Origin of the sequence: Nocardia sp. NPDC004604 (assembly GCF_040609795.1) — a bacterium.
Lineage (GTDB): Bacteria > Actinomycetota > Actinomycetes > Mycobacteriales > Mycobacteriaceae > Nocardia.
The window spans coordinates 1-22851 of sequence record NZ_JBEXLC010000143.1 but is presented as its reverse complement, the minus strand read 5'-3'; the positions used below and the strand labels follow the sequence as shown (position 1 = coordinate 22851).

Annotated in this window: 26 protein-coding genes and 1 pseudogene; 8 read left to right on the top strand and 19 right to left on the bottom strand. The window is 65.7% G+C overall.

The features are described from left to right. Window positions 1–121: 121 nt before the first annotated feature. The 9 genes and pseudogenes from ABZW16_RS35190 to ABZW16_RS35150 all read right to left on the bottom strand — a co-directional run bounded on the left by ABZW16_RS35190 (window position 122) and on the right by ABZW16_RS35150 (window position 6239). The gene (locus ABZW16_RS35190) at window positions 122–409 is read right to left on the bottom strand and encodes a hypothetical protein (RefSeq protein WP_354960436.1); all 288 of its coding nucleotides are present in this window, start codon (window positions 407–409) and stop codon (window positions 122–124) included. Between the two features lie 169 nt (window positions 410–578). Further along, window positions 579–740, bottom strand: a pseudogene (locus ABZW16_RS35185) (NADP-dependent oxidoreductase); the annotation flags it as partial. 22 nt (window positions 741–762) lie between these two features. Next, window positions 763–1815, bottom strand: coding sequence for an aldo/keto reductase (locus ABZW16_RS35180; RefSeq protein WP_354960435.1), 1053 nt, complete (start codon window positions 1813–1815; stop codon window positions 763–765). A 45-nt stretch (window positions 1816–1860) separates the two neighbouring features. Beyond that, complete coding sequence (locus tag ABZW16_RS35175) at window positions 1861–2082, bottom strand: hypothetical protein (protein WP_354960434.1); 222 nt, start codon at window positions 2080–2082, stop codon at window positions 1861–1863. Window positions 2083–2084: 2 nt separating this feature from the next. Continuing rightward, window positions 2085–2657: an alpha/beta fold hydrolase gene (locus ABZW16_RS35170; RefSeq protein ID WP_354960433.1), complete on the bottom strand. Its 573-nt coding sequence runs from the start codon at window positions 2655–2657 to the stop codon at window positions 2085–2087. A gap of 28 nt (window positions 2658–2685) precedes the next feature. Then, window positions 2686–4149, bottom strand: a complete 1464-nt coding sequence (locus ABZW16_RS35165) for an aldehyde dehydrogenase family protein (RefSeq protein WP_354960432.1) — start codon at window positions 4147–4149, stop codon at window positions 2686–2688. 123 nt (window positions 4150–4272) lie between these two features. Further along, complete coding sequence (locus ABZW16_RS35160; RefSeq protein ID WP_354960431.1) at window positions 4273–5214, bottom strand: AraC family transcriptional regulator ligand-binding domain-containing protein; 942 nt, start codon at window positions 5212–5214, stop codon at window positions 4273–4275. Between the two features lie 205 nt (window positions 5215–5419). Then, on the bottom strand, window positions 5420–5671 hold the full coding sequence (locus ABZW16_RS35155) for a hypothetical protein (protein ID WP_354960430.1): 252 nt from the start codon (window positions 5669–5671) through the stop codon (window positions 5420–5422). Between the two features lie 352 nt (window positions 5672–6023). Continuing rightward, complete coding sequence (locus ABZW16_RS35150) at window positions 6024–6239, bottom strand: hypothetical protein (protein ID WP_354960429.1); 216 nt, start codon at window positions 6237–6239, stop codon at window positions 6024–6026. 526 nt (window positions 6240–6765) lie between these two features. On the opposite strand from ABZW16_RS35150, the gene ABZW16_RS35145 reads away from it, so the two are divergent. Both ABZW16_RS35145 and infA read left to right on the top strand, forming a co-directional pair. Beyond that, window positions 6766–7563, top strand: coding sequence for a GNAT family N-acetyltransferase (locus ABZW16_RS35145; protein ID WP_354960428.1), 798 nt, complete (start codon window positions 6766–6768; stop codon window positions 7561–7563). Beyond that, window positions 7560–7784, top strand: a complete 225-nt coding sequence (gene infA / locus ABZW16_RS35140) for a translation initiation factor IF-1 (protein ID WP_354960427.1) — start codon at window positions 7560–7562, stop codon at window positions 7782–7784. Before ABZW16_RS35145 ends, infA begins: the two co-directional genes overlap by 4 nt. Before the next feature lie 242 nt (window positions 7785–8026). Here infA and ABZW16_RS35135 read toward each other — a convergent pair whose 3' ends face one another. Next, complete coding sequence (locus ABZW16_RS35135; RefSeq protein ID WP_354960426.1) at window positions 8027–8176, bottom strand: hypothetical protein; 150 nt, start codon at window positions 8174–8176, stop codon at window positions 8027–8029. A 258-nt stretch (window positions 8177–8434) separates the two neighbouring features. Here ABZW16_RS35135 and ABZW16_RS35130 point away from each other — a divergent pair, with 258 nt between their 5' ends. Next, complete coding sequence (locus ABZW16_RS35130) at window positions 8435–9346, top strand: BtrH N-terminal domain-containing protein (protein ID WP_354960425.1); 912 nt, start codon at window positions 8435–8437, stop codon at window positions 9344–9346. A gap of 105 nt (window positions 9347–9451) precedes the next feature. Here ABZW16_RS35130 and ABZW16_RS35125 read toward each other — a convergent pair whose 3' ends face one another. Further along, a complete protein-coding gene (locus ABZW16_RS35125) occupies window positions 9452–11185 on the bottom strand; it encodes an MFS transporter (RefSeq protein WP_354960424.1) in 1734 nt (577 codons plus the stop codon). Between the two features lie 87 nt (window positions 11186–11272). On the opposite strand from ABZW16_RS35125, the gene ABZW16_RS35120 reads away from it, so the two are divergent. Further along, window positions 11273–12187 carry a sigma-70 family RNA polymerase sigma factor gene (locus ABZW16_RS35120; RefSeq protein WP_354960423.1) on the top strand — a complete coding sequence of 305 codons (915 nt, stop codon included), beginning with the start codon at window positions 11273–11275 and terminating at the stop codon, window positions 12185–12187. Window positions 12188–12498: 311 nt separating this feature from the next. Further along, entirely contained in the window at window positions 12499–12729 is a 231-nt protein-coding gene (locus ABZW16_RS35115) for a hypothetical protein (RefSeq protein ID WP_354960422.1), read from the top strand. Window positions 12730–12787: 58 nt separating this feature from the next. Here ABZW16_RS35115 and ABZW16_RS35110 read toward each other — a convergent pair whose 3' ends face one another. From ABZW16_RS35110 to ABZW16_RS35095, 4 genes are read right to left on the bottom strand one after another with little or no spacing between them, the layout of a single operon-like run. Further along, window positions 12788–13342 carry an AAA family ATPase gene (locus ABZW16_RS35110; RefSeq protein WP_354960421.1) on the bottom strand — a complete coding sequence of 185 codons (555 nt, stop codon included), beginning with the start codon at window positions 13340–13342 and terminating at the stop codon, window positions 12788–12790. Beyond that, window positions 13339–13851, bottom strand: coding sequence for a hypothetical protein (locus ABZW16_RS35105; RefSeq protein WP_354960420.1), 513 nt, complete (start codon window positions 13849–13851; stop codon window positions 13339–13341). The genes ABZW16_RS35110 and ABZW16_RS35105 overlap by 4 nt, the downstream gene beginning before the upstream one ends. After that, window positions 13848–14900: a MerR family transcriptional regulator gene (locus ABZW16_RS35100; RefSeq protein ID WP_354960419.1), complete on the bottom strand. Its 1053-nt coding sequence runs from the start codon at window positions 14898–14900 to the stop codon at window positions 13848–13850. Before ABZW16_RS35100 ends, ABZW16_RS35105 begins: the two co-directional genes overlap by 4 nt. Window positions 14901–14951: 51 nt before the next feature. Beyond that, complete coding sequence (locus tag ABZW16_RS35095) at window positions 14952–15833, bottom strand: cation diffusion facilitator family transporter (protein WP_354960437.1); 882 nt, start codon at window positions 15831–15833, stop codon at window positions 14952–14954. 497 nt (window positions 15834–16330) lie between these two features. Here ABZW16_RS35095 and ABZW16_RS35090 point away from each other — a divergent pair, with 497 nt between their 5' ends. Further along, a complete protein-coding gene (locus ABZW16_RS35090; protein WP_354960418.1) occupies window positions 16331–17140 on the top strand; it encodes an SAM-dependent methyltransferase in 810 nt (269 codons plus the stop codon). A 24-nt stretch (window positions 17141–17164) separates the two neighbouring features. After that, entirely contained in the window at window positions 17165–18454 is a 1290-nt protein-coding gene (locus ABZW16_RS35085) for a diguanylate cyclase (RefSeq protein ID WP_354960417.1), read from the top strand. Between the two features lie 243 nt (window positions 18455–18697). On the opposite strand, the gene ABZW16_RS35080 is transcribed toward ABZW16_RS35085, so the two are convergent. After that, entirely contained in the window at window positions 18698–19450 is a 753-nt protein-coding gene (locus ABZW16_RS35080) for an SDR family oxidoreductase (RefSeq protein ID WP_354960416.1), read from the bottom strand. Between the two features lie 540 nt (window positions 19451–19990). On the opposite strand from ABZW16_RS35080, the gene ABZW16_RS35075 reads away from it, so the two are divergent. After that, the gene (locus tag ABZW16_RS35075) at window positions 19991–20521 is read left to right on the top strand and encodes a CGNR zinc finger domain-containing protein (RefSeq protein WP_354960415.1); all 531 of its coding nucleotides are present in this window, start codon (window positions 19991–19993) and stop codon (window positions 20519–20521) included. Here ABZW16_RS35075 and ABZW16_RS35070 read toward each other — a convergent pair. The 3 genes from ABZW16_RS35070 to ABZW16_RS35060 all read right to left on the bottom strand — a co-directional run bounded on the left by ABZW16_RS35070 (window position 20505) and on the right by ABZW16_RS35060 (window position 22621). Then, window positions 20505–21512 (bottom strand): cytochrome P450, encoded by a 1008-nt coding sequence (locus tag ABZW16_RS35070; protein ID WP_354960414.1) that lies wholly within the window; start codon window positions 21510–21512, stop codon window positions 20505–20507. The two genes, ABZW16_RS35075 and ABZW16_RS35070, sit on opposite strands and share 17 nt — an antisense overlap. A gap of 374 nt (window positions 21513–21886) precedes the next feature. After that, window positions 21887–22117: a hypothetical protein gene (locus ABZW16_RS35065; RefSeq protein WP_354960413.1), complete on the bottom strand. Its 231-nt coding sequence runs from the start codon at window positions 22115–22117 to the stop codon at window positions 21887–21889. Between the two features lie 54 nt (window positions 22118–22171). Next, window positions 22172–22621, bottom strand: a complete 450-nt coding sequence (locus ABZW16_RS35060) for a hypothetical protein (protein ID WP_354960412.1) — start codon at window positions 22619–22621, stop codon at window positions 22172–22174. Between the last annotated feature and the right edge of the window lie 230 nt (window positions 22622–22851).

Below are 22851 nucleotides of genomic sequence, written 5' to 3'. Positions count from 1 at the left end.
TAGCTCGCTGGGCTCATAACCCAGAGGTCGCAGGTTCAAATCCTGTCCCCGCTACAAGCGGACCAGGCCAGAGAGATTTTTGATCTCTCTGGCCTGGGCCATTTCTTGGTGTCCTGGATGTTTACTGGATGTTTTGGTTCGGGAAGACCGCGTTCTGGATGACCTCGGCCATCTGCTGACTTGCACGCCCGCGCGTTGCATAGGTTCGGATACTGGCGTCGAACCCGGCACCGCTGTTGCGGTGCCCGACAGCGCGTTTGACCGTCTTCGGCCACTTCTTGTTGAACGCGGCCTGCGTGCGTTGCTCGTCCTCGCGGATCGCTACCTCGGCGGGTTTGCCCGCGCCGCGGATCGCGTTGGCTTCGGCCTCGGCGAGACGCTGATGGACCATGGCCGCGAATCTGTTCATGAATGACTGTCGTTCACGCGCGACCGCCGCGTAGTCGAACGGGGTCATCCGGTACGTACTTGCTTGTCGCGGAAAGCATTTGCGGCATCAGCAGGCTGTACAGGAACCTGGCTCGTTCGACATCGTGTCGTCGCCACGGCGCCCAGCCGCTCACCTGACCCCGCTCGGCTCCCAACTCCTCGGCCACGGCGCGGGCGTGCGCGCGGCCGGTCGCGATCACCCGGGCGCCCGCGTCGTGCGCGAGCTGGACGGCCAGCGTGCCGCCGCCGCCCGCGCCGTGGATCAGCACGGTCTGCCCGGCGGTGAGACCGCCGTGCTCGAAAAGCCCTTCCCGTCCGCCGGTAGCCGACGGGTCAGGAATGACTCGGGCCGGTGCCCGCACCGGACGTGGTGATGGCGCCTGAGATCTCGTCCAGATCGGCGGCGGTGAGGTCGACGTCCGTCGCCCCGATCCAACCGTCGACCTGCTCGGCATTGCGGGCACCGACGATCGCGCCGGTGACGCCCGGCCAGTGCAGCACAAAGGCGATGGCGATATCGGCCACGCCGACTCCGTGGCGGGCCCCCACGGGGCGCAGCGCCTCGGCGAGAGCCAGGTTGGCGGACAGACCGGTGGTGAAATCGGTGTGGGCCGAACGCCAGTCGTCGGCGGGCAGCCGGGCCGCGCGTTCGGCGGTGAACGCGCCGCTGAGCAGACCGGACTGCAAGGGGGAGTAGGTGATCACTCCGGTGTTGTTGGCGTGCGCCCAGGCGATCTCGTCGGCCGCGGACCGGTTGATGGCGGAGAACGGCGGCTGGATGCTGTCGACGTGGGCGATCTTTTCGGCCTGTTCGATCAGGTCGACGGTGTGGTTGGACAGGCCGATCGCGCGCACCTTGCCTTCGGCCTTCAGGTCGGCCATGACCTGCCAGTACTCCTCCAGCGGGGTGGCGTTGGGCGACACGGCGCCGAAGCCGCTACCGGCGTACTCCAGCGATTCGCCGGTGTCGGGATAGTGCACTTGGTACAGGTCGATGTGGTCGACCCCCAGCCGCCGCAGGGAGTCTTCGAGCTCGCGGCGCACGCTGGCAGGCTTCATGATCCGGCTGGGCGCGGCCGCCGGATTCTCCGGGTCCCAGACCAGGCCGACCTTGGTGAAAATGTACGGGCGGTCGGCTTGCGGCAGGCCGGCGATGGCCTTGCCTACGAGTTCCTCGGAGTGGCCGAGCCCGTAGACGGCGGCGGTGTCGATCCAGTTGACGCCGGAGGTGATCGCGCGCCGGATGGCGGCCACCGACTCCTCGTCGTCGGTGGCGCCCCAGCCGAAGCTCCAGCCGGAGCCGGACACGGCCCAAGAGCCGAAACCGAGGCGGGTGATGTCCATGCCCGTGGTGCCGAGCGGGCGAGTGGGCAGGCTGTCGGTCATTTTTTGTATCTCTCTATCGAGTGGAGCGGTGGAAGCTGTTGTGGCTCAGCGGAAGAGCCAGGTATGGAAGCGGCGAGTCAAGGCGGGCATGACGATCCACACCATGGCGGCTACTGCGATGGGGATCAGGACGGCCAGGCGCAGTGGTACTGCGAGGTCTTTCAACAGTGGCGCGGTAGCGGTCGCGAGTGCGGTGATGATCGGGTAGATACCGCAGACGGTCAGTAGCCACAGTTTCCACGGCGTGGGCTTGGCGGGGGTCGTCATATTCAGGCGAGGCAGTCCAGCACCAGCCGGGCAGCTTCGGGCAGCTCGATGTGGTCCTCCGGGTAGGCCCCGAGGTGCCCGCCCTCCGGGAAGACGACCGCGGTGGCGCCGAGTTCGCGCACCAGTACACCGATGTGCTCCAACGGATTCGGGGCGTTGACCGGGTCGTCGATGGCCGCCAGCGCTCGAAACCGCATGGCTCCGGCACGGATTCGGGGCCAGTCGAATCCGCCCTCGAAGAACTCCGCCAGCAGGTCGTAGCCGACCTCGTGCACCGAGGTCGACACCAGCACCACCCCGGCGAACACCCCGCTCGCCGCGTCGTACTGCTCGAGGAAGCGCAGGACGTTGACGGCACCGATGCTGTGTCCGACAAGCACGGTGTCTTGGGCGGGTGCGCGGGACGCGGCCTGCGCCAAGGTCTCCCGCCAGGGTTTCATCTTGGGTGCCGCGGAGTCGGGCAGATCGGGAATGACGACCTGGTGTCCGGCCGCCTCGAGTTCGGCCCGGAACGTCGGAAACCAAACGCTGTCGCTGCGCGCCTCGAGTCCGTGGGATACGACGACGGTGCTCATGTGATTCTCCATAGCGTCGGAGGGAATGTCAGAAGGGCAGGGCGGCGGGTGCGTCGGTCTGCCCCAACAGGCGCGACTGAGTGAAGAACCACGGGTCCCAATGGCTGCCGAACCCGCTGTCGCGGAAGCTGCTGACCGGTGAGTAGGGGTCCTCGTCCACGGTGTGGTGGTTGATGTGCGTTGTGCCGTGCCGCAGCAGGCCGGCCAGTGCGAGGGTCCGTGACCGGTCGCCGCCGAAGACCGCGCTGGTGAGCCCGTAGTCGGTATCGTTCGCCAGCGCGACGGCCGCGTCGTCGTCGGCGACGGTGTACAGACAGGCCACCGGGCCGAAGATCTCCTCGTGGTAGATCCGCATGGCGGGGGTGATGCCGGTGAGAACCGTTGCCGGAAAGACATTGCCGACCGGTGCGCGGCCGCCCAGCAGCATGGTGGCTCCGTGGTCCACCGCCTCGGCGACCAGCGCGGTCACCCGGTCTACCGCGCGCTGGTTGATCAGCGGGCCGACGATGGTGTCGGGCTTCGCCGGATCGCCCTCGGCGAGCAATCCGGCGCGCTGCACGAACCGGGTGGTGAATTCCTCGGCAATGTTCTCGTGCAGGATGATTCGGTCCACACTCAGGCAGATCTGGCCGGAGTTCATGAAGCGGGTGAACAGGATCTGCGCGACGGCCTGATCCAGGTCCGCGTCGTCGAGCACGATGATCGGGTTCTTGCCGCCCAGCTCCAGCACCACCGGAGTGAGATGCCGGCCCGCCAGCTCGCCGACGATCTGTCCGACCCCCGTCGATCCGGTGAATCCCACGCGCCGGACCCGCGAGTCGGCGATCAAGGCCGCAATCACCTCGGCCGCGTCCGCGCGGTCGTTGGTGACCACATTCAGCACCCCGGCGGGCAGCCCGGCCTCGGCCAGCACATCGGCGAGGAACAGCCCGGAGGCGATCGGCGCGTCCTCGCTCGGGCGCATCACCACGGTATTGCCCACCGCCAGCGCGACGGTGACGGCCCGCACAGCCAGCACCAGCGGCGCGTTCCACGGCACGATGGCTGCGACGACACCGGCTGCCTCGTAGGTGATTGCGGACCAATCACCGCCTGTGGCGGGCCCTATGGCCTCGAGGTTCGCACCGGCGGCGGCCTTCGTGGCCTCCTGCATCATCCGGGCGGCGCCAATGATGTTGAACCGCGCCCACTTCGCCGTCCCGCCCGTCTCGCGGCGAAGTATTTCGGTGAAGTCGTCGAGTCTGTCCAGCAGCAGCTGCGCTGCTCGATCCAGGACGGCCCGGCGCTGCGCGGCGGAGGCGCCCGCCCAGCCCGGGAAGGCCTGCTGCGCCGCGTCGACGGCGCGGGCGACGTCCTCGGCACGGCCCGCGGCAATATATGCGTATACCTGCGCGGTATAGGGATCGGTATCAGTGGTCTCGGCGCCGGCCGCCGCAGGCAGCTCGACGCCACCGATCAGCAGTCCGCGCCGAATAACCTGTGGTGCACTCATTGCGAGACTCTCCGTCACTGGATATTTGGCGAACACGGCAAGTTTCGCCACGTGTCGGAGGTTGCGGGAGGTCTGGATGTGCCAACCGCGGTGCAAAAACGTGCCACGGTTCACCGGAGGCTGTCAGGTACTCCAGCGTTGTACCGCGCGTCGGGCGGACCGCCGATCCTCATAGCCGAGGAGCGCGGCCTGTTCCGAACGGGTGAGTGATCCACCGGCCCCGGCGTTTTCATAGCGCGTGCGCCGCGCACGGTCGAGTTCGGAGCGCCAGGTGGTGCCGTTCTCGGCCAGTCGTCGTTGCAGCGAGCGGCGGCTCATATACATGCGGCGGGCAACGCCGTCCAGCGTGGCCGAATTGTCGTCCAGCGCAGCCGATAGGACCGCGGCGAGATGATCACGCCATGAGGTGGCGCGCGGCGGCGGCGCGGGCAGCGTCGCCGCGTAGCGCTGCAGAATCGCGGCAAGGTGCGGATCTGCCGTGCGCAGCGGGAGTTCCAAGTCGGCGGTGTGCAGAGTGACGCTGTCTACGGGTGCCTCGAATTCGATGGCGCTGGTGCCGAATACCTCGGTCATGCTCGCATGAGTCCGCGGGGCGGACTGGCGGAAGGCGACACGCGCCGGGTTCACCGGGACTCCGGTAACCAGCCGGCTCCGCGTGAAGATCGCCGCGAGCGCCCACTGCATCGCAAGGTCTTTGCCGCGACCGTCGCCGTTGATCATCGTGACCTCGAAACTGGTCTCGGTTTCGGTCTCGGGCCCCGGCTCGAAATGGTAATTCGTGCTTATCGCACCAACGAACGGGCCGCACAGTGCGAGTCCGGCGCCCAGCGTCGGCGCGGTGGTGAAAAGGTAGTCGTACAAGCCGACTTCGCCGACCACATATCGGTCGGCGATACGCACCGCGGCATCCGCATCGCCGAGACCGTGTTCCACCACCTCCCAGGTGCGCAGATACTGGTTACTGGGAACCCGGATATCGTCGCCGCCGGTCATCGTCCAGCCAGGTAACCCGCAACCGCGGGCGAGTCGATCCGGTTCGAGCCCCGCCTCGACGGCACGGCGCATAACCGATCGCGGTAGCAAAACGGTGTCGGTCGTTTCGATCAGCCCTCCGAGCTCCCCTGCTCCACCACGCAATTCCGATATCACCAACTCACTCCTCCAACACCATGTCCAAAGCATTGCTGGCTATCGGCTGGCCTGCAACCGCAACCGACCGCCAGGGGCGGCGGTCGAGAGAACGGCGAGGGCGGGGCGCTCGGGATTGTCATCACGCCCGCTCCAGACGCCAGGTGATGTCGTAGGGAACCTGTGCGTCGGGCAGTTCGGCGGCGTCGAATGCCTCGGTCTCGGCCAGTGCCCCGGCCTTGGTGGTGTGCGCGGCCAGCCGGATGGCGACCTCCACCGCCATCACCGCAGTGTCCCGGTAGGCGTCCGGCCCGCTCACCACGCCGCGCACCTTGCGGCCGTCGGCATACGCGTCGACGACGAGGTCGTAGCTCGGGCCGGAGTCGGCTCGCAAGGCAGCGAATCGACGAGTTCGGCTGTGAGAGTGCCGAGTTGGCCGTGGTTCGTGGTCTCCAGCAGCCCTCGACATAGGAGACGGCGGAGTGCTGGGGATGGTGAGCACCGGGGTGTGATCTTCCGAATCCGTGGCAGACGTTGTGCTTGGCCAGATAGCGGCGCTTGTGGTTGGGGCCTTGCTGAAACAGATTGCCCTGCTGGATCTTTACTGGATCTTTTGGTTCGAATACGCCCGAAGACGCCGCCAGGTAGGCGCATGGTCAGGACTTGGGTCTGGGCAGGTAGATGTAGGAAACCGAAGCCATCCGAAGGTGGCTGTATCGCTGCGTCGAAGCTGGGCACGCGGTAGCTCACCAACTCCCGGCGTCGCGCTGACTGTCAAGGGACATGTCGGTGTCGACATAGATGGCGACGACCGTTCCGCCGATCGACTTCGCCGAATCGAGGTCGTCTTTGATCTGCCGCTCGACTCCGCGACCAATACCTTTGTAGTCTCGCGAGATTCGCGCACAGATACCTACAGGCGCACGGCGCTCTTTCCCGACTTGGGTCAAGTTGGTGCGCACCGTAGATCCAGGGGATCACATCTTCGGGGTTCGCATCATGACCTGCCCCGCCGGAACAATGATCCGATCCGGATCGTGGAAACCGTTGCGGGCCAAGACCCGCCAGCTCACCGTCGGGAGTTCCGTCGGGCAGGACGCCGCGGCCCGGCCCAAGGTATTTGCGGACCAGATCGCGTATCGCGTCAAAGGGCGGTGCCGGATCGACCAGCCCGCCGCGATCCGGCGGTGGAGTGTTCTTGCGGTCGCTGATCTGGATGAACAGCCCGCCCGGCCTGCGCATGTTCGTGGACCGTGGCGGCGACCCGGTCGCGATCCATAGTGCCCGGTTGCCGATCGGTCGCCGAAAAAGGAGTGGCCCGTTGGCCGGTGTGGTCGGTAGCCTGTCGGGACCGTGACATTGTGCGAGGAGGTGAGACCCATGAACGCTGCATCGAAGTGGGTGCTCCCCCTCGCCGTCACGGTCGGGCGAACGTCGTAGCTGTCGCCGGGAGCGCCTGAGCAACGGCAATCCCGAAAGGCGACAACCATGCATTCACAACATTTCACGTTCGAAACAGGTGAGCCCGCCGCCATTATCACGCGGGTCGCAGACACCCAGTGGCAAGCCGCGGTGGACGGCCGGGTGGTCGGCAGCGGCGACGTGGCTCGGCGGCCGGACGGGCGGCTCTTCGTCAGCGTCGACGCCTGGCACGCCACCGTATTCGACCAGCTCGCCGCGGTCCTGCGGGCCGAGCTGCCGCGTCCGCTGTACACCGTGGTGGACGAGGTCGAAACCGACCTGACCGCAGGCTGGCGACGGGCGGGCTTCACGTCGGGCCGCCGCGAGTGGGAGTATTCCGTGCCCACCGACCCGGCGGTCACCGGACTCGACGCCACCGCACCGCCGCCGGGGGTCACGATTGTCGCCGCGGGCGCCGCGGCGGAAGGTCCGCTGCGGGCATTGGACCGGGCGATCCGCGACGAGGTCGAGGCGACCGTCGGCTGGCAGAACATGCCCGCCGAAGTGCTGCCCCGCCCGGACGGCGACACCGTCGTCGACCCGTCCAAATACGCGGTCGCGGTGCGATCGGGCCGCTATGTCGGGCTGATTCGCGTGGTGCAGGCGACCCGGCAGCCGCGCATCGGCCTGATCGCGGTCCGGGCCGGGGAGCAGCGCACCGGCGTGGCGCGGGCGCTGCTGGCGCACGCGCTGGGCACATTGCACCGGGACCGGCGCGGCCCGGCGTACACCGAGGTGAACGAATCCAACACCGCAGCAACGGCGCTGTTCGACGGCATCGGCGCCCGACGCGTCGGCAGCAACCTGGAACTGGTGCTCCGATGAGCAAGACGAGCAAGGGCATCGAGATCGAGGGCACCGTGCTGGAGTGCCTGCGCAACGCCACCTTCAGGGTGGAGCTCGCCAACGGGCACAAGGTGCTCGCGCACATCAGCGGGAAGATACGGAAGAACTACATCAAGATCATGCCCTTCGACCGGGTCTTGGTGGAGCTCAGCCCGTACGACCTGGCCCGCGGCCGGATCCTCTTCCGATACCGGACGTAACCGGTCCCCAACCCACGTGAGTGGCAAGTGTCGTCCCGGCGACACTTGCCACTCACCCGGGTCTGAGCAAGCTCATTTCGCCTAATGGCCCTTGCGACAACTCGCTGGCATTCATATTCGCTGCCGGAACACTAACCGCCGACGAAGTATCCGATCTACGTCTCGCGGATGGTGAGCCAGTGCCGCATCCAGATAGCTCCTGCCGTATCGCCCCCCTCGGTCCAGGGAGCGGTCGAAGGTAGTCATATGGTGCTCACCCAGGCGTATTCGACCGCCAGATGACTACGCTCGGCGAGCAACAGGCTGTGCGCGAACGCAACCTGAACTGGTCCGGCGACGACGTCAGCGACGAAGTCGCCCGCATCCGCGGTGAAGTCGGAGAATGCATCCACAGCCAGGACCGGGGCTCACCGAATTACGTACGGCCACGAGCTATTCCGCGCCGTGAGTGGCTTTCCGGGGGAATCCTGGCGGATATCTGGATGAATTCAGTGGGGTCTTCGCGGATTTCGGTCACCAGTCCGGGCCGATTCCAGCGCGGTGTGGCTGACTGCAGGTACACCGTCGGCGCATCGTCGTCCCGTCCGCGCCGACCCCCACCGGGTCCGAACACTGGTCTATCCAGTTGCAGGATGGTCCATGCTGGCCACATGATCCTGCAAGACATCTCCGCGCACGGCACGCACCACTGTGAAACCAGTACGGTCGGCGTGCTTTTGCGCAGCGCGGGTATAGACCTGTCCGAGCCGATGCTCTTCGGGCTGGGCTCTGGCCTCGGCTTCGTCGTCTGGGGCGGTTTCGTAGGCGGCCGCGTCAAGCCACTGAACCTGACCCGGAACCTCGCGGCACGACTCGGGCTGGAACTGAGCGTTAAGGAGACGGGGTCGCCGCGCAAGGCGTGGCAGAACGTGCTCGCCGAGCTGGCCACCGGACGTCCGGTGGGCCTGCAACTGGACTGCTACCACCTCGAGTACTTCACCTCCAAGATCCACTTCGGTGGACACGTCGTCGCAATCTACGGCTACGACGAGCAGCTGGCCTACCTGGTGGACACCGAGCAGCAAGGAGGTGCGGTCGCCACGAGCCTGGAATCCCTGGCGGCAGCCCGTGCCCAACGCGGGCCGATGACCGCCCGGAATCTATCGTTCACGCTCGATGGCGGCACCCCGGACGTGGCCGCGGCCGTCGGGCCCGCAGTCCGAGCGAACGCCGCCGACTTCCTTGCCGCACCGATCTCCAACCTCGGTTACCGTGGCATCGCCAAGATGGCAACCCTCGTCGGAGAGCTGTCGCCACAGGTCGGCGAACTCATGGAACGAGGTGGAACCGGCGGCGCGCTGTTCCGCAATCTGTACCGCGATTTCCTGGCCGAATGCCTGACTCTGGTCCACGATCCGGCACTGAGTGCGGCACACGATATGTACGCGGAGATCGCGCTCAGGTGGACCGATGTCGCGGAGGCGATCTCGACGGGGAGCCCGGAGCAGGCGGCCCAAGTCCTGCGCGACCTGGCTGTGCGCGAGCGGGTTGCCATGGAGACGCTCACGAACGTGCGCGTTTGATCCGCCGATCCATCCGCACCGACGGAACCGGCGGCCGTGGTCGGCTTGAATGCTAGGTGCTGCAACGACCTGTGCTGCCCGCCTACCCAAACGTGCACGAAGTCCTCATCGCTTCGGGAGCGCGAACACTCCCGCGGCAACTGCGATCAGTATGCCGATGGCCCACCACAGGGTTTGGGTGAAGCTGTGGGACATGTTGTGCGCGTTGGCTTCTAGTCCGGCTCGTGTGAGCGCCTGTTGGAGCGGTTCGGCGAATGGTTGTCCGGCTGAGGGCTGGCAGCTGGCGGGTATGGCGGTGGGGTCGGTAGCCGCGGAGCGATCGTGTACGCAGGCGCGGAATTGGGTGAGGATCTGCTCTTGGGTGGAGGCGGGGAGGTCGAGGTCGGTGAGTTGTTGTCGTAGGGCGGGTATGGCGGCGGTCGTGCCCTGGGCGGAGGTCTGGTCGAGTTGGGTGAAGAAGCAGACCCCGGCCAGCGCGACACCGAGGGCCATGCCGACCTGTTGGATCGTCGACAGCTGCCCGGACGCGGATCCGGCATCGTGGGCCGATACCCCCGACAGGATCAGGTCGACGGCGGGGGCGACAAAGAGTCCGAATCCGAATCCGCTGATCGCAAGTGGCGCGAACATCTGCGCCGAGGTAATTCCGGAACCGTAGTGCGCGGCCAGATACAGGTACATGCCGAATCCGGCGGCATTGATCAGCGCGCCCCCGAACATGACCATCCGCCCGTAGCGCGGCACGAACACCTGCACGCTGGTTGCGGCTCCGGCGGCAGCGGCCACCGCGAACGGCGACGCGCTCAGCCCGGCCCGCAGCGGGGTCCAGCCCAGCCCGGCTTGCAGATACAGCGTCCACACCAGGAAGTAGCCGCCGAGCGCGATCCAGAACAATAGCCACACCACCATGCCAGCGGTGAAGGTGCGGGCCCGGAACAGATCCAACACCACCAGCGGTGATCCGACCGTCGCGATCCGATGCCGCTCGAAGATCACGAATACCGCGAGGACCAGCGCGGATGCGGCCATCAGCCCGAATGACCATACCGGCCAGCCCAGGGCGCGTCCCTCGGTCAGCGGATACACCAGCAGCAACACGGCGCCGATCGCGAGAACGGTGCCGATCGGGTCGAGTCGGTCCGCGGTCGCCGAGCGGGACTGCCGCACCAGCACCATCGCCGCCGGAATGGCGAGCATCCCGACCGGCACATTGACCAGGAAGATCGGCCGCCACGCCCAGCCGAACAGATCGGCCTGCACCAGGATTCCGCCCACGATCAACCCGGCCACCGACGCCGAGCCCAGCACGCCACCCCAGATGCCGAGCACCTTGCCGCGCTCGGTGATGGGGAACGACACCTGCATAATGGCCAGAATCTGCGGGATCATCAGCCCGGCCGTCGCGCCCTGGACCACCCGCGCGGCGATCAGCCAGGCCGGGCCCGCAGCGATCCCGCAGGCCAGCGAGGCCACCGTGAAAAGCGTCAGTCCGACCAGCAGGATTGTTTTGCGGCCGAACAGATCGCCGAGTCGGCCGCCGGTGATCAGCAGCGCCGCGAATCCGAGCAGATAGCCCGACACCACCCACTCCAGATCCGCGTACGGCGCGTCCAGATCCCGCTGTATCGTCGGCAGCGCGACGTTCACGATCGTCACATCGAGCAGATCCATGAACCCGGCCACCAGCAGCACCACCAATGCGAGCCAGCGCCGCCGATCCGGCGTCGGTTCGATCGATATCTGTGTCGGGAAGTCAGGCTCGATTTCGGATATTTTGCGCATCAGTTCGCCCTCCTGTTCGGCCCATGCAAGGTGGATCCGTTTCCGCTGGCGTGTCATGTCACTCCGGTTTCGGCCGTCATAGATATGACGGACCACGACCGGTCGACATGACAGGCGGATCGGGACGGGAAGGAGATATCGCCGATGACCGATGAGAACCAGTGGCTCGGACAGCGTTTCGAAGACCACCGCGCCCACCTCACCGCCGTCGCCTACCGGATGCTCGGGTCGGCGAGCGAGGCCGATGACGCGGTCCAGCAGGCATGGCTGCGGCTGGACCGCGCCGACACCACGGGCGTGCGCAACCTGCGCAGTTGGTTGACCGCTGTGGTCGCCCACATCTGCCTGGACATATTGCGCGCCCGCAAGGCACGCCGCGAAGATCCGGTCGGCGCGCTACCAGCCGATCTGCCCGCCGTGCCCGCGGACACCATGGATCCGGAACAAGAGGCGGTAATGGCCGACTCGGTCGGGCTCGCATTGCTGGTCGTGCTCGATACCCTGACCCCCGCCGAGCGGCTGACCTTCGTATTGCACGACCTGTTCGATCTGCCTTACGCCGAACTCGCCCCCATCCTCGGCCGCACCCCGGCCGCGGCCGCGCAACTGGCCGCCCGCGCCCGCCGCCGCGTCCGTGGCACATCCATTGCCGATACCGACCGCAGCGTCGCCGATGAGCGCGCCGTTGTCGACGCCTTCCTGATGGCTGCCCGCGCCGGTGATTTCGACGCGCTCATCGCCGTACTCGACCCGAATGTCGAACTGCATGCCGATGGCGTCGCCGTACCAAGCGGACAACCAGTACGCATGCATGGCGCGCGCCGCGTCACCACCAGCGCCCTGATGTTCTCCTCCCGCGCCCCCTACACCCGCCCCGCCCTCATCGACGGCCATGTCGGACTGGTCGTCGCCCCCAATGGAATCCTGGACTGCCTACTCGCCTTCACCATCACCGACAACCACATCACCACCATCGACATAATCGCCGACCCCCAACGCCTCGCCACCATCTCGCTCGCCGTGCCGGACGCGATGGAGCCGCCGGGGCCCGAAGGTTAGCGCCGGAACAACTTTCGCCAGCGATACGCGGTGTCGTGTTAGTGGCAGCCATCGGGCCACCGCGCCCGTGCCGCGATTGCTCGCAGCGGCCTTCGACTGGTCGACGATCGAGCGCTGGCCGCATGGATCTCCGGGACTGGTCCGTGCCATGGGAGTGTGGCCCCAGCACCGCTTCCGCCAGGGTGTATCGGCGAACGGGGTCGCCAGTCCCGCGTGCCGTTGTGCCGTGCTGCGGCGTGGGCGGGGATTGCGCCCCTGGATGTCGTGGATACCCTGCAAAGTGCAATCAACCGAAAGTGAAAGGTAGCAACATGATCCGTAAGGTTCTTCTGACGGTCACGGCCGGCATCCTGATCAGCACACCGGCGACGGCTTCTGCCGATGTCGCGGTTTCTGATTTCGTCGCCGACCAGCCCGCTACCGCGCAGGAGGTGGCGATCAGCACCGGATCGGGAGCGGCGGACTCCGTCATCAATGGGCTGATTGCCGCGATCTTCGGTCCGAATGATCCGTCGAGGTGCAAATTCCCTTACTGCTTCTGAGGATTTGCTGCTGGGGCATAGCGAGAAGGCCCCGGTGTCTTGCTGAACCGGGGCTGCCTCAGGGGCACCCATGGCCGTTGACAAATGCCACGATCTCGTCGAGCCCGGGGCGATACCCGTCCGTCGTGTCGATCTCGATCGCTGGTACTGCCAGCGAGACTCGGTCGAATTCGCGGGGCAGTTCGATGGCATCGGTGTGCGGTCCGGAATGTGCACGCCGCAAGGGGTTTTCGCTGCTCCGCTGGTGAATTCGGGTCATTGCGATTGCGGGTTCCACTTCGCAGTGCACGATTCGAATTGCGGCGAGACTGCACAGTGGCTCGAGCCCGGGCCGCCACAGTCGATCCTGAAATGCGGCTTCCGCCACAACGGTAACCCCCGCTCGGAGTAGGAGTTCCAATGTGGCGAAGAAGGTCGGCAGCGTTTGCAGACTCAACTCGTCAACCGGGCCGGGTGTGAAATTCGGTCGCCCGTGCACCATGCCTTCCTTGATCTCGTCCCGGCAGATCGCCGGACACCCCATTCTCGTGGCCAAGGCGTGTGCGAGCGTTGTCTTCCCAGCTCCCGGTGGTCCGCTCACGACGACGAGGGTGGGCAGGCGAGTCGTGGTCACCGCCCGTTCGGAGCAGACGTGCGTCGAGCGGTCGTCCGATTCCGAATCGCCTCGGCCACTTCATCTACCGCAGTGCGGATCATGACTCCGTAGCCGTCGTTGCCGAGCGCATCCAGACAGTCTCGTGCCGCATCGATCTCGTGCTCGGCCGCATCGAACGAACCGAGCCGACGATAATTGTCGGCCAGATTCAAATGCAGCGACGGGTAGAAACCTCGCACGTCGAGATTCTCGTCGTGCCGTCGCAGCCGCTCATCGGTCAGGCTGTCCGCCGCGTCCAGTGCGCGTACATCCCAGCAAAGCGACTGTGCCGCATCGTCATACAGATCGGCGAGGTAATGCGCCAGTGTGCATCGATGTAGCGGATCGCCCTGTGGGCCGATTGTCGCCCATATCTCGAGCAGTGCATTCCGCGCCGCCTCCGGCGAACCCGCCCGCCCGAGCTCAACCGCCCGCGTAATGGCCACCATCGTCTCCTGCGCCGATTGTGTTGTACCGGTGGCATTCATGCGCTGTACTCCTTCGAATTCATCATGGCAGTGGGCATTACGAGAGCGGTCAGATCACCGTCGTTTGCGGACCGGACGACAACCGGCGCATCGGCCGCGGCGATATCGAGCATGATTTCCGGACCGATCGCGCTCACCAATGCGGGCCGTAATATCGTGGGGGAGAAGGCAAGTTCGGTGCCAGGTCCGGTAACGGTTGCCGCTATGCGCTCGGGCCCATCACGACTCACGAAAAGCCCCGATTCGTCGGCGAAGAAGACAATCGGCGCGGCACCGCCATCCTCGAGCACGGCGAGCAGAACATCACGCTCCACGACGACCCGAGTCCGAACCGGAGCCAACCCTGCCAACATCGCCCGATAATCCGGATACGCCTCATCAATGACTCCGCACCGGCGCTCGGTGCCACCGCCCGTCAGAACCAGGACATCGTCCGCCGACCGCACGGTCACCTCGTCCAATCCCCGCAACCAGGAGCCGATTCCGTCCAAATCGGTGGCATCGACAACCGCCGACCAGGCCGCACCACTCGGCCGCACCGGCACCATCGCCCGAGTCGACAGCCGATACCGATCGGTAGCCGTCAACGTGATCGAATCAGCACTCGACTCCACCAAAACCCCAGCCAGCACCGGTATTTCGCGATCGAGAGCCGCCGCCGACCGCACCTGCTCGATGGCTGCGGCCAGCACCGCCGCGGACAACACCACACCCGCCTGGATCTCCTCCTTGATCATCCGGGTAACGACTGCGGCCTCCCGCGCACGCTCGGCAAGCTCGGCCACATGCGCATCGAGCAACCGCTCGGCCCGCACACCGTCTCCAGCCAAAATCTCCGCAACAGCTTCCAGCGGCACCCCGATCCCGCGCAGCCGCCGAATCATCACCCCTCGATCGACCTGCGCCTCGCGGTAATACCGATATCCGGTCGCCCCATCCACCCGAACCGGAACCAGCAACCCGCAATCGTCGTAGAACCGCAGCGCACTGGCCGTAAGCCCGCAGGCCCGCGCCAGCGCGCCGATCGTGATCAACTCATCGTCCGCCACCGGTTCATCATGGAGTCTCAGGTAACCCGAAGGTCAAACGGTGGCCTGCGATCAGGACCGGTGCACCGGCCCGTGCGACTCGGCGCAGTGCGCGTCATCGGCGGAGACCTCGAGATCCAACGAATGGTCCACCTGCAAGGTCGTGTGCTCCAACGCGAATTCGTCGTGCAGCACCGTCTCGATCGTCGAACGAACCGCATGGCAGTCGGCCTTATCGTCGACGAGGATGTGCGCCGACAGCGACGGCTGTCCGGAGGTGATCTGCCAGACGTGCAGATCGTGCACCTCCGTAACCTGCGCAATCGCAACGATCCGCGCACCGATGGCGTCCGGATTGAGGTGCGCGGGCGCGGCCTCCAGGAAGATCCGCCCCGATTCCCGAACCAGTGACCAGCCCGCCTTGACCATCAATGCCGCGACGACCAGCGCCGCGATCGCATCGGCACGGGCGAATCCGGCCAGCCACACCACCGCGCCCGCGATGGCGGTCCCGATGAAGGCATAGAGGTCATTGAGGATGTGCTGGAACGCGCCCTCGACATTCAGGCTGGTCCGGTTGGCGCGGCTGATGCTCCACGCGGCGGCGATATTGACGACGATCCCGACCAACGCCGTGATCAACACCAACGGGCCTGCGACATCCGGCGGATGGATCAGCCGATTGATGCCCTCGTACACGAACCATGCCGCGAGCAGCAGCAAGGTAATCCCATTGGCCTGCGCCGAAAGGATCTCGACCCGCTTGAACCCATAGGTGTACCGCCCTTGCGCCGGACGTCGAGCCAACCGGATCGCGATCATCGCGAGCACAATCGATGCGGCGTCGGTGAGCATGTGCGCGGCATCGGAGATCAGCGCGAGCGACTGCGCCACCAGGCCGACGATTACCTCGGCCACCATGAACGCGACGATCAAGCCGAGCGCGATGGCCAGCCAGCGCGGATTCGAATCGGCCGAGACGCCGTGGTCATGGCTGTGTCCGTGGCTGTCCGCATGGCCGGAGTGCGCATGGTCGGAGTCATGGGAGTGGTCGTGCTCGCGGTGCTCAGCCTCGCTGACCACCGCTGCTGACCGCTTCGGCGACACGCACTGTTCGCCCATAGTCGAATGCCCCTTCCGCTTCACAATCGCTACCGTCCCGACAGACTAGCCTACATTGCACTCATGCGCATGTATGAATATGGATCACCCGCGAGCCCCGCGATCAACAGTGTCGAATTCGTGATCATGCGAACCGACCGGCCCGACTACTATGCGGACTGCACCTCTGGCGTGATCAATAACGACGGTAACCAGGCGGTGTGGATCGGTCCGGACTGTCGGGTCGGTCCGATCGGTGAGCGTGCGTCAGCGAGCGGATCTTGGACACCGCCGCCACTGCGCACCGCGGAGCCGAACGCAGGGAGATCGAGTTACGCAGAGGGGTTTCGATGGACAGGCCTGGGTGGGCACCCGAGGGCGTGGATATGCAGCAGGCGAGCCCGGCACGAATGTATGACGCCCTGTTGGGCGGCTCGCACAACTTCGATATCGATCGCAAGGCCGCCGAGGCGGGTAAGCGGCTGGTGCCCGACCTGCCGCGCCTCGCGCTGAGCAACCGGGCTTTCCTGCGCCGCACCGTCCGATTCCTGGTCGATCAGGGGGTGCGCCAATTCCTCGATATCGGATCGGGCATTCCGACTGCTGGCAATGTGCACGAGGTCGCGCAGGCGCTGGATCCGGATATCCGCGTGCTGTATGCCGATATCGATCCGATCGCCGTCGCACACGCCCGCGCGATCCTGCAGGGCAACGACAAGGCCGCCGCCATCGAAGCGGATCTGCGCGAGTCCGCGGAACTGCTCGCACGCGTCCGCAAGACCGGCCTCATCGATTTCGAGCAGCCGGTCGGGGTCCTGTTGGTCGCGGTACTGCACCTGCTCTCCGACGAGGACCGGCCGGTCGAGCAGGTTTCCGCGCTGCATGCGGCCGTGCCCGCCGGAAGCTATCTCGCGATCTCGCATCTGACCTCGGAAATGCGCCCCGAGGATGCGGACAGGCTCGGCCACAATGCGACCAATGTGACCCGCGTCGGCATTCACTTCCGCTCGAAGGAGGCCATCACCGCGATGTTCCAGGGATGGGAGCTGATCGAACCCGGCGTCGTCGAGCTACCCGCCTGGCGACCGGAATCCGATCGCGACCAGCACGAGACGCCGGGCCGCTCGCTCGGCCTGGCTGGCGTCGGCCTGAAGGTCTGACCGGAGCAGTGGCAGGGGGTTCGAGTGGGGATACGTGAACTGGCGGTGCGATGGGCGGATGCGCTCGATGGCGCCGTGGCTCCGACCCTCACCCGAACCCAAATCGAAAGCCTGCTGGCGGATCTGGCCGATGTGCTCGTCGCGGCGGTGCGCGGGATGCGGGCGGTCGAGGTCGCCCATGACGCCGCGGCGGTCCTCGTCGCGGCGAATTACCGTGACTCGATGGCCGTCAGCCGGTCGGTGCTGGTCATCTGCCGGGAGATGGTGCGGGAAATCTGCCCCGCCGGAACCGAATCCGAGTACGAGGCAGTGCGCGAGCGTGCGATAGTTGTCGCTGCCGAGTTCGCCGCGGGCTTCACCTCCGCGCTGCGGAACGCGGCATTAGGGGAGCAGGAAACCACACTCGCAGCGGCACTTTCGGCCGCGCAGGAGGCCGAGGTGCGAAGGCAGTTGTCGGAGGCCAGGTTCGAAGCGGTCTTCGCGGGAGCGTCGGTTGGTATCGGGACGGTGGACGTCACCGGCCGAGTGCTGGAGGTGAATGCGGCCATGGCCGATATGCTCGGCCTACCCGCCGCGATGATGCCGGGGCGATCGGTCGCCGAACTGCTCGGACCCGCGAATATCGGTGACGCATATGCCAATTTGGAGCACCTACTCAGCGGTCGGACCGACCGCTTCCGCGTCGAAACCGACCATCTGCGCCGCGACGGCACCATCACCAGTATCGACCTGTCCATGTCCGCGGTCCGTGACACCGGTGGGCGGGTCCGCTTCCTGATCGGCGTCGCCGTCGATGTCACCGAACGCAAACAGCTCGCCGATCGGCTGTGGCACGACGCCAATCACGACAGCCTGACCGGCCTGCCCAATCGCGTGCTGTTCTTCAGCCGACTGGCGAATGCCGTTCCGCCAGTGGGTGTTTGCTATCTGGACCTGGACGGTTTCAAGCAGGTCAACGATATGTGGGGACATACGGTAGGGGATCGGGTACTCCGCGACGTCGCCCAGCGACTGCACGGATCCGTCGAACCCGCCGGTGGGTTGGTCGCGCGGATCGGCGGCGACGAATTCATTGTCCTCGTCGAAAAATGCACGGGCGCAGAACAATTGGCCACCATTTCCGGACTGCTGCTCGATGCGCTCACTACCCCGATACAGGTGGCCGGGCGGCCGGTGATCGTAGGTGCCAGCATCGGAACGGTTTTCGCCGAAGAACGACCCACCGATATCGACGAAATGATGCATGCCGTCGACACCGCGATGTACCGCAACAAAGCCGCAGGAGGACGCCGCCTACGGCACGAATCGCGCTAGCCGCCAACGGAAGGTCACGATGTTCTCGATATCGCTCGGCGCGGATGGCGCCGAACTGCGCCCGCTCGAACCGCGGCATGCCGTGGAGCTGCTTGACCAGATGAACCGAGGGCGTCGATCCGAGTGGCGGGCGGCTAAGGAATCCGCCTGGGATGTGTCTCCCGAATATTTGGGTCGTGACCGGCGAAGATCGGCCGGTGACGCGGATGGGTTCGAACTCTCACCTCGCCGACCAGCAAGGGTTTACGTGAACTGCTGGCCGCCGTCGATGTCGTAGGTCGCGCCGGTGAGCGCCGTGTTGGTCATGATGTGCACGGCGAGGGCGGCGACATCGGCGGGGCCCACCACGCGCCCGATGGGGAGCGTGGACCTCAGTTCGTCGCGGCGCTGATCGAGTCGATCTCCGAGCAGTGCTGCCGACAAGGGGGTGTCGACGAAGCCGGCGGCGATGAGGTTGACTCGCACCGGCGCGAGCTCGAGGGCCAAGGCCGCCGTGAATGGGGGCAGTGCGGCGGTGGCCGCGGATACGATGCCCAGGCCTCGACGGACGTGGCGGGCGCCGGTGCCGCCCATGAGCAGCAGTGTGCCGCCTGGCCGCATCTTGCTCGCGGCATTGCGGGCGACCTCTAGCGCCACCACCACGTGGTCGCTCAATATGTCGCGCACCTGGGCCGCGTCCATTTCGAGCAGCGGTCCGTACTGCGGGCCGCCCGCGGTGACCATCACGTGATCGATCGGTGCGGGCAGGTCCTGAAAGAAGCTTTTCAGGGCGGCCGAGTCGTTGACGTCGAAGGCAGCGCTGTCCTTCGCACCGACTTCGGTCGCGGCGTGCTCGAGTCGGTCGCGATTGCGGCCGGTAAGGATGACCTCGGCGCCCTCGGTGCGGGCACGTCGAGCTGTTTCGAGTCCGATGCCCGCGCTGCCGCCGATCACTACGACGGTTTGCCCGAGCAGTTCGGGGGTGCGGGTGTGTACGGGCGTGCTTGCGCTGGTCATGATTCCTCCCGCCCGATCATGTTGAGCGGCGGCGCGTCGAGGGTGGCGTAGCGAACCCCGTCCTCGGTTCGGATATCCATGGTGTCCATATCAATCCTCTCGTTCGGTTGACAGCGCTGAAACAGGTAGCGCCAGTTGCCGCACGGCGCTGTTCGAGTCCGATCACTCCTCGGTCATTGCTTCTCCAGGTTGCGACCATTGTCTACGGTCCTGCGTCTGGAGGGGGTGCGTTCGGTTGGTACCGGCCGGGTGTCGACGCCCGCACGTACAGACCTACCTCAGTGGCGTCCTATTGGCTTGCGCTGTCATCCACGCCCGTGTCGGGACCAACGATTTGGCAGACACCGCCGCTAGGAAAGGCGGTTCGCCAGGGTGCTGGTCCCGGCGAGCGCCACCACCGCCCCGTGCTCGCTGACCAGCCACTGTCCGCATATGCAGCGCAAGTAGCTGGTGGAGCCGTGCGAGGACACGAGAGTCGGGTCGGACCAGGAGCAAGACGGGCAGGTGGTGATCATGCGTCCAGCCTGATGTAATGAGTTAGTGCATTTCAACCCTTACGGAGGCGCGGCGGCGGAACTCGCCGCGCGCCTGGTGAACGCGGACCCGCGGCAAGACCTGCTGCAGTTGCTCGCCGAATCCGGATACAAACCGCTCGGCACCCTCGATGCCCGGCAGACCGCCGAGCTGCGCGGCTGGATCGCCCGGCTCGCCGAGGTCTTCACCGAACCGGGCGTCGACCTGCTCAATGCTTTGCTGGCCGAGACGACCAGCCAGCCCTATATCTCCACCCATGACGGCCGTGCGCCGCATCTGCACTATGCCCGCGCGGATGCGCCCATCGATGAGCGCGTCAAGGCATACACCGCCGCCGGACTCGCGGAGCTGTTCTGCGAGGATCCCGGCCGCATCGGACGCTGTGCGCGATCGGGCTGCGATCTGGTCTTCGTGGATACCTCACGCAATGGCCGACGTCGCTTCTGCTCGACGCGTTGTTCGAACCGGGTACATGTCGCCGAACACCGAGTCCGCCGGTCCGATGGAGCCGGACGTGGGATCAGCACGCGAGCGTGACCGGCAAGGTCACCAATCCGTGTGCGCGCCAGGATGATCGGTACTCGAGTTCGGACTCCGGAACGGCGAGTCGAACGTGTGGATATCGAACGAACAGTTCCGGAACCACTGCGTCGACGATTAGATCGGTGACCTGAGCGCCGAGGCAGTAGTGCGGTCCGCGGCCGAACATCAGGCTCGGTCGGCCGTCGCGCCACGGGTCCGAATCCGCGCCGAAGAGTGAGAGCAGAACGGTGTCGCCCTCGGGGATCGTGTGGTCGCCGATCGTCATGTTTTCGACCGCGAATCGCCGGATTGCGAACGGCAGGGGATTCGCGGCTTCCGTTATCTTGCGGCGGCGGGTCGACCAGTCGCCGAGCGGATCCTTCGACGTGAGCAGTGCCGCAAATATGTTGCCGCACAAGTGAACAGCATTCTCCAGCCCCGCAAGCATCATCAGAAAGGCCAGCGAGACCAGCTCATCCTCGGACAGTATGTCGGCGTCGTCGCGGGCCCGCACCCACCCGCTGATCAGATCATCGCCCGGTTCGCTGCGCTTGGACTGCACCACGTTTGTGAATGTCTCTGCCAGCCAGGTGACGGCTCCCGCCAGTCGCGTTGCCGACTCTTTCGACGCGGCGTCGAATGTCACCATCGCCGTGGCGGCAGCGCGCAACTCGCCATATCGATCAGCGGGCACGCCGAGCAGTTCGCCGATCACGAGTGCGGGCACCGGGACGCAGATTCTTTCGAGCAGATCGACTGTGCCGCAGGCATTTTCGTCCAGTGTCCGAAATGTGGCCGCGCTGATTCCGCTGACCGTGGTCCGAAGTGACTCGGCTGACCTGCGCGAGAACGCGGGCGCCGCAAGCCGCCGCATCCTCGAGTGCTCGGCCCCATCCATATTCAGCAGGTTTCGATCCAATGCGGGCGGCAACGAGAATCCCGAATACCCACCCCCGGAATGCCGCTTGTCCACACTCAGCCGCGCATCGGCCAGCAGCGCAGACACCTCGTCATATCCACTGACGACCCAAACCTGTTGCCCACCAGTAAGTTCAGCCCTGCGCACCGCCCCACGCCACTCCGCATGTTCACGCCAGCGCGATCGCCCCGCCGTACCAATCGGACACCTATCCACCAGCACTCCTCACTGCCGCCTGCTTCGAGGATATTGCGCTGGATATCGAGTCCGCCCCTGGCTGGCCTTTTCGACATACTGCCGGATGAATCGACACCTGAACGGGGGCGAAACGCGGGCACCACAATCCTTTGGCGCCCAGCGGGTCCCGAAGAATTGGCGTTGGTCGCCGCCTTCCGACTGGCGCGAGTGTCCACCCCGTCTACCCGACCAGCCGATCTTCTACCCGGTCTCCTCTTCGAGGACTACGCCATCAAGATCGACTGGAACGTGCCCGCATCGACTCCGGGTACGTCACCCGCTCGGGCGTCGAAGCCGCTTACCTCGACCGCTACGACATTCAACAGGCGGGCGGCCGCGAGATCCTCGAATGCTGGATCCCCGCCGAGCATCTCACTGAGTTCGACATCGACATCGTCGGCAAAATCGAAGTGGTCCAATGCTTTCCGTCCGACGTCCTGGTCCCGACCCGTCATGATCGGCTGCGGATCGCCCCGCTGATCGTGACAGCGGGGCGTCCGGCAGCGTCCTCAACTCGCGGAAATTACCCCGCCGTAGATCCCCCAGGTCCGCCCCTTGGACTTGCAGCTGAAACTGCCGTGAAATCCCTGCTCACACCGCGCCCCGGCATACTCGATATACGACCCCCACGTACCGGCCCCGGTCTTGACATCCGCAAGATCCGGATTACCACCCGGCAAGGTATGCGTTCCGACAGCGAACGTCGGATGCGCAGGCAACCACTGCTGATCGATCACAATGTCCCGCGCGGGCAAGAGGATTGGCAGAAAGCTGTACTGAACCAGCGCCTGACTCGCGAAATCACACCCAACAGTGCCATCCCCAGCGATCGAGCAATTCGTGGACCCGGACGAGAAATACACCGTATCCCCATCTGCCTGCGCGGTCCCCGCAAATAGCATCGACGCCAGCCCCACCACCGAAAACACCCCAACAACTCGTCTCACGATGCGCCGCATACAAACTCCTCGATGTTGTCGAAACTCCAGATAGGCGAACCGATCCTAGCGTCGGACCCACCCAGATATTCGTTTCAGCCATCACCACGGACGGAAGGACACTAGGCCCCGCGCCGCGATTCCCTGACGCGGGCGATTGCACTGGCGCAGGCCGCTCTCAACGTCCACCCACACCAGCGCATGGTCATCACCGGTCCAGAACTCTGCCAAGAAACGCCCCGACACTGCCG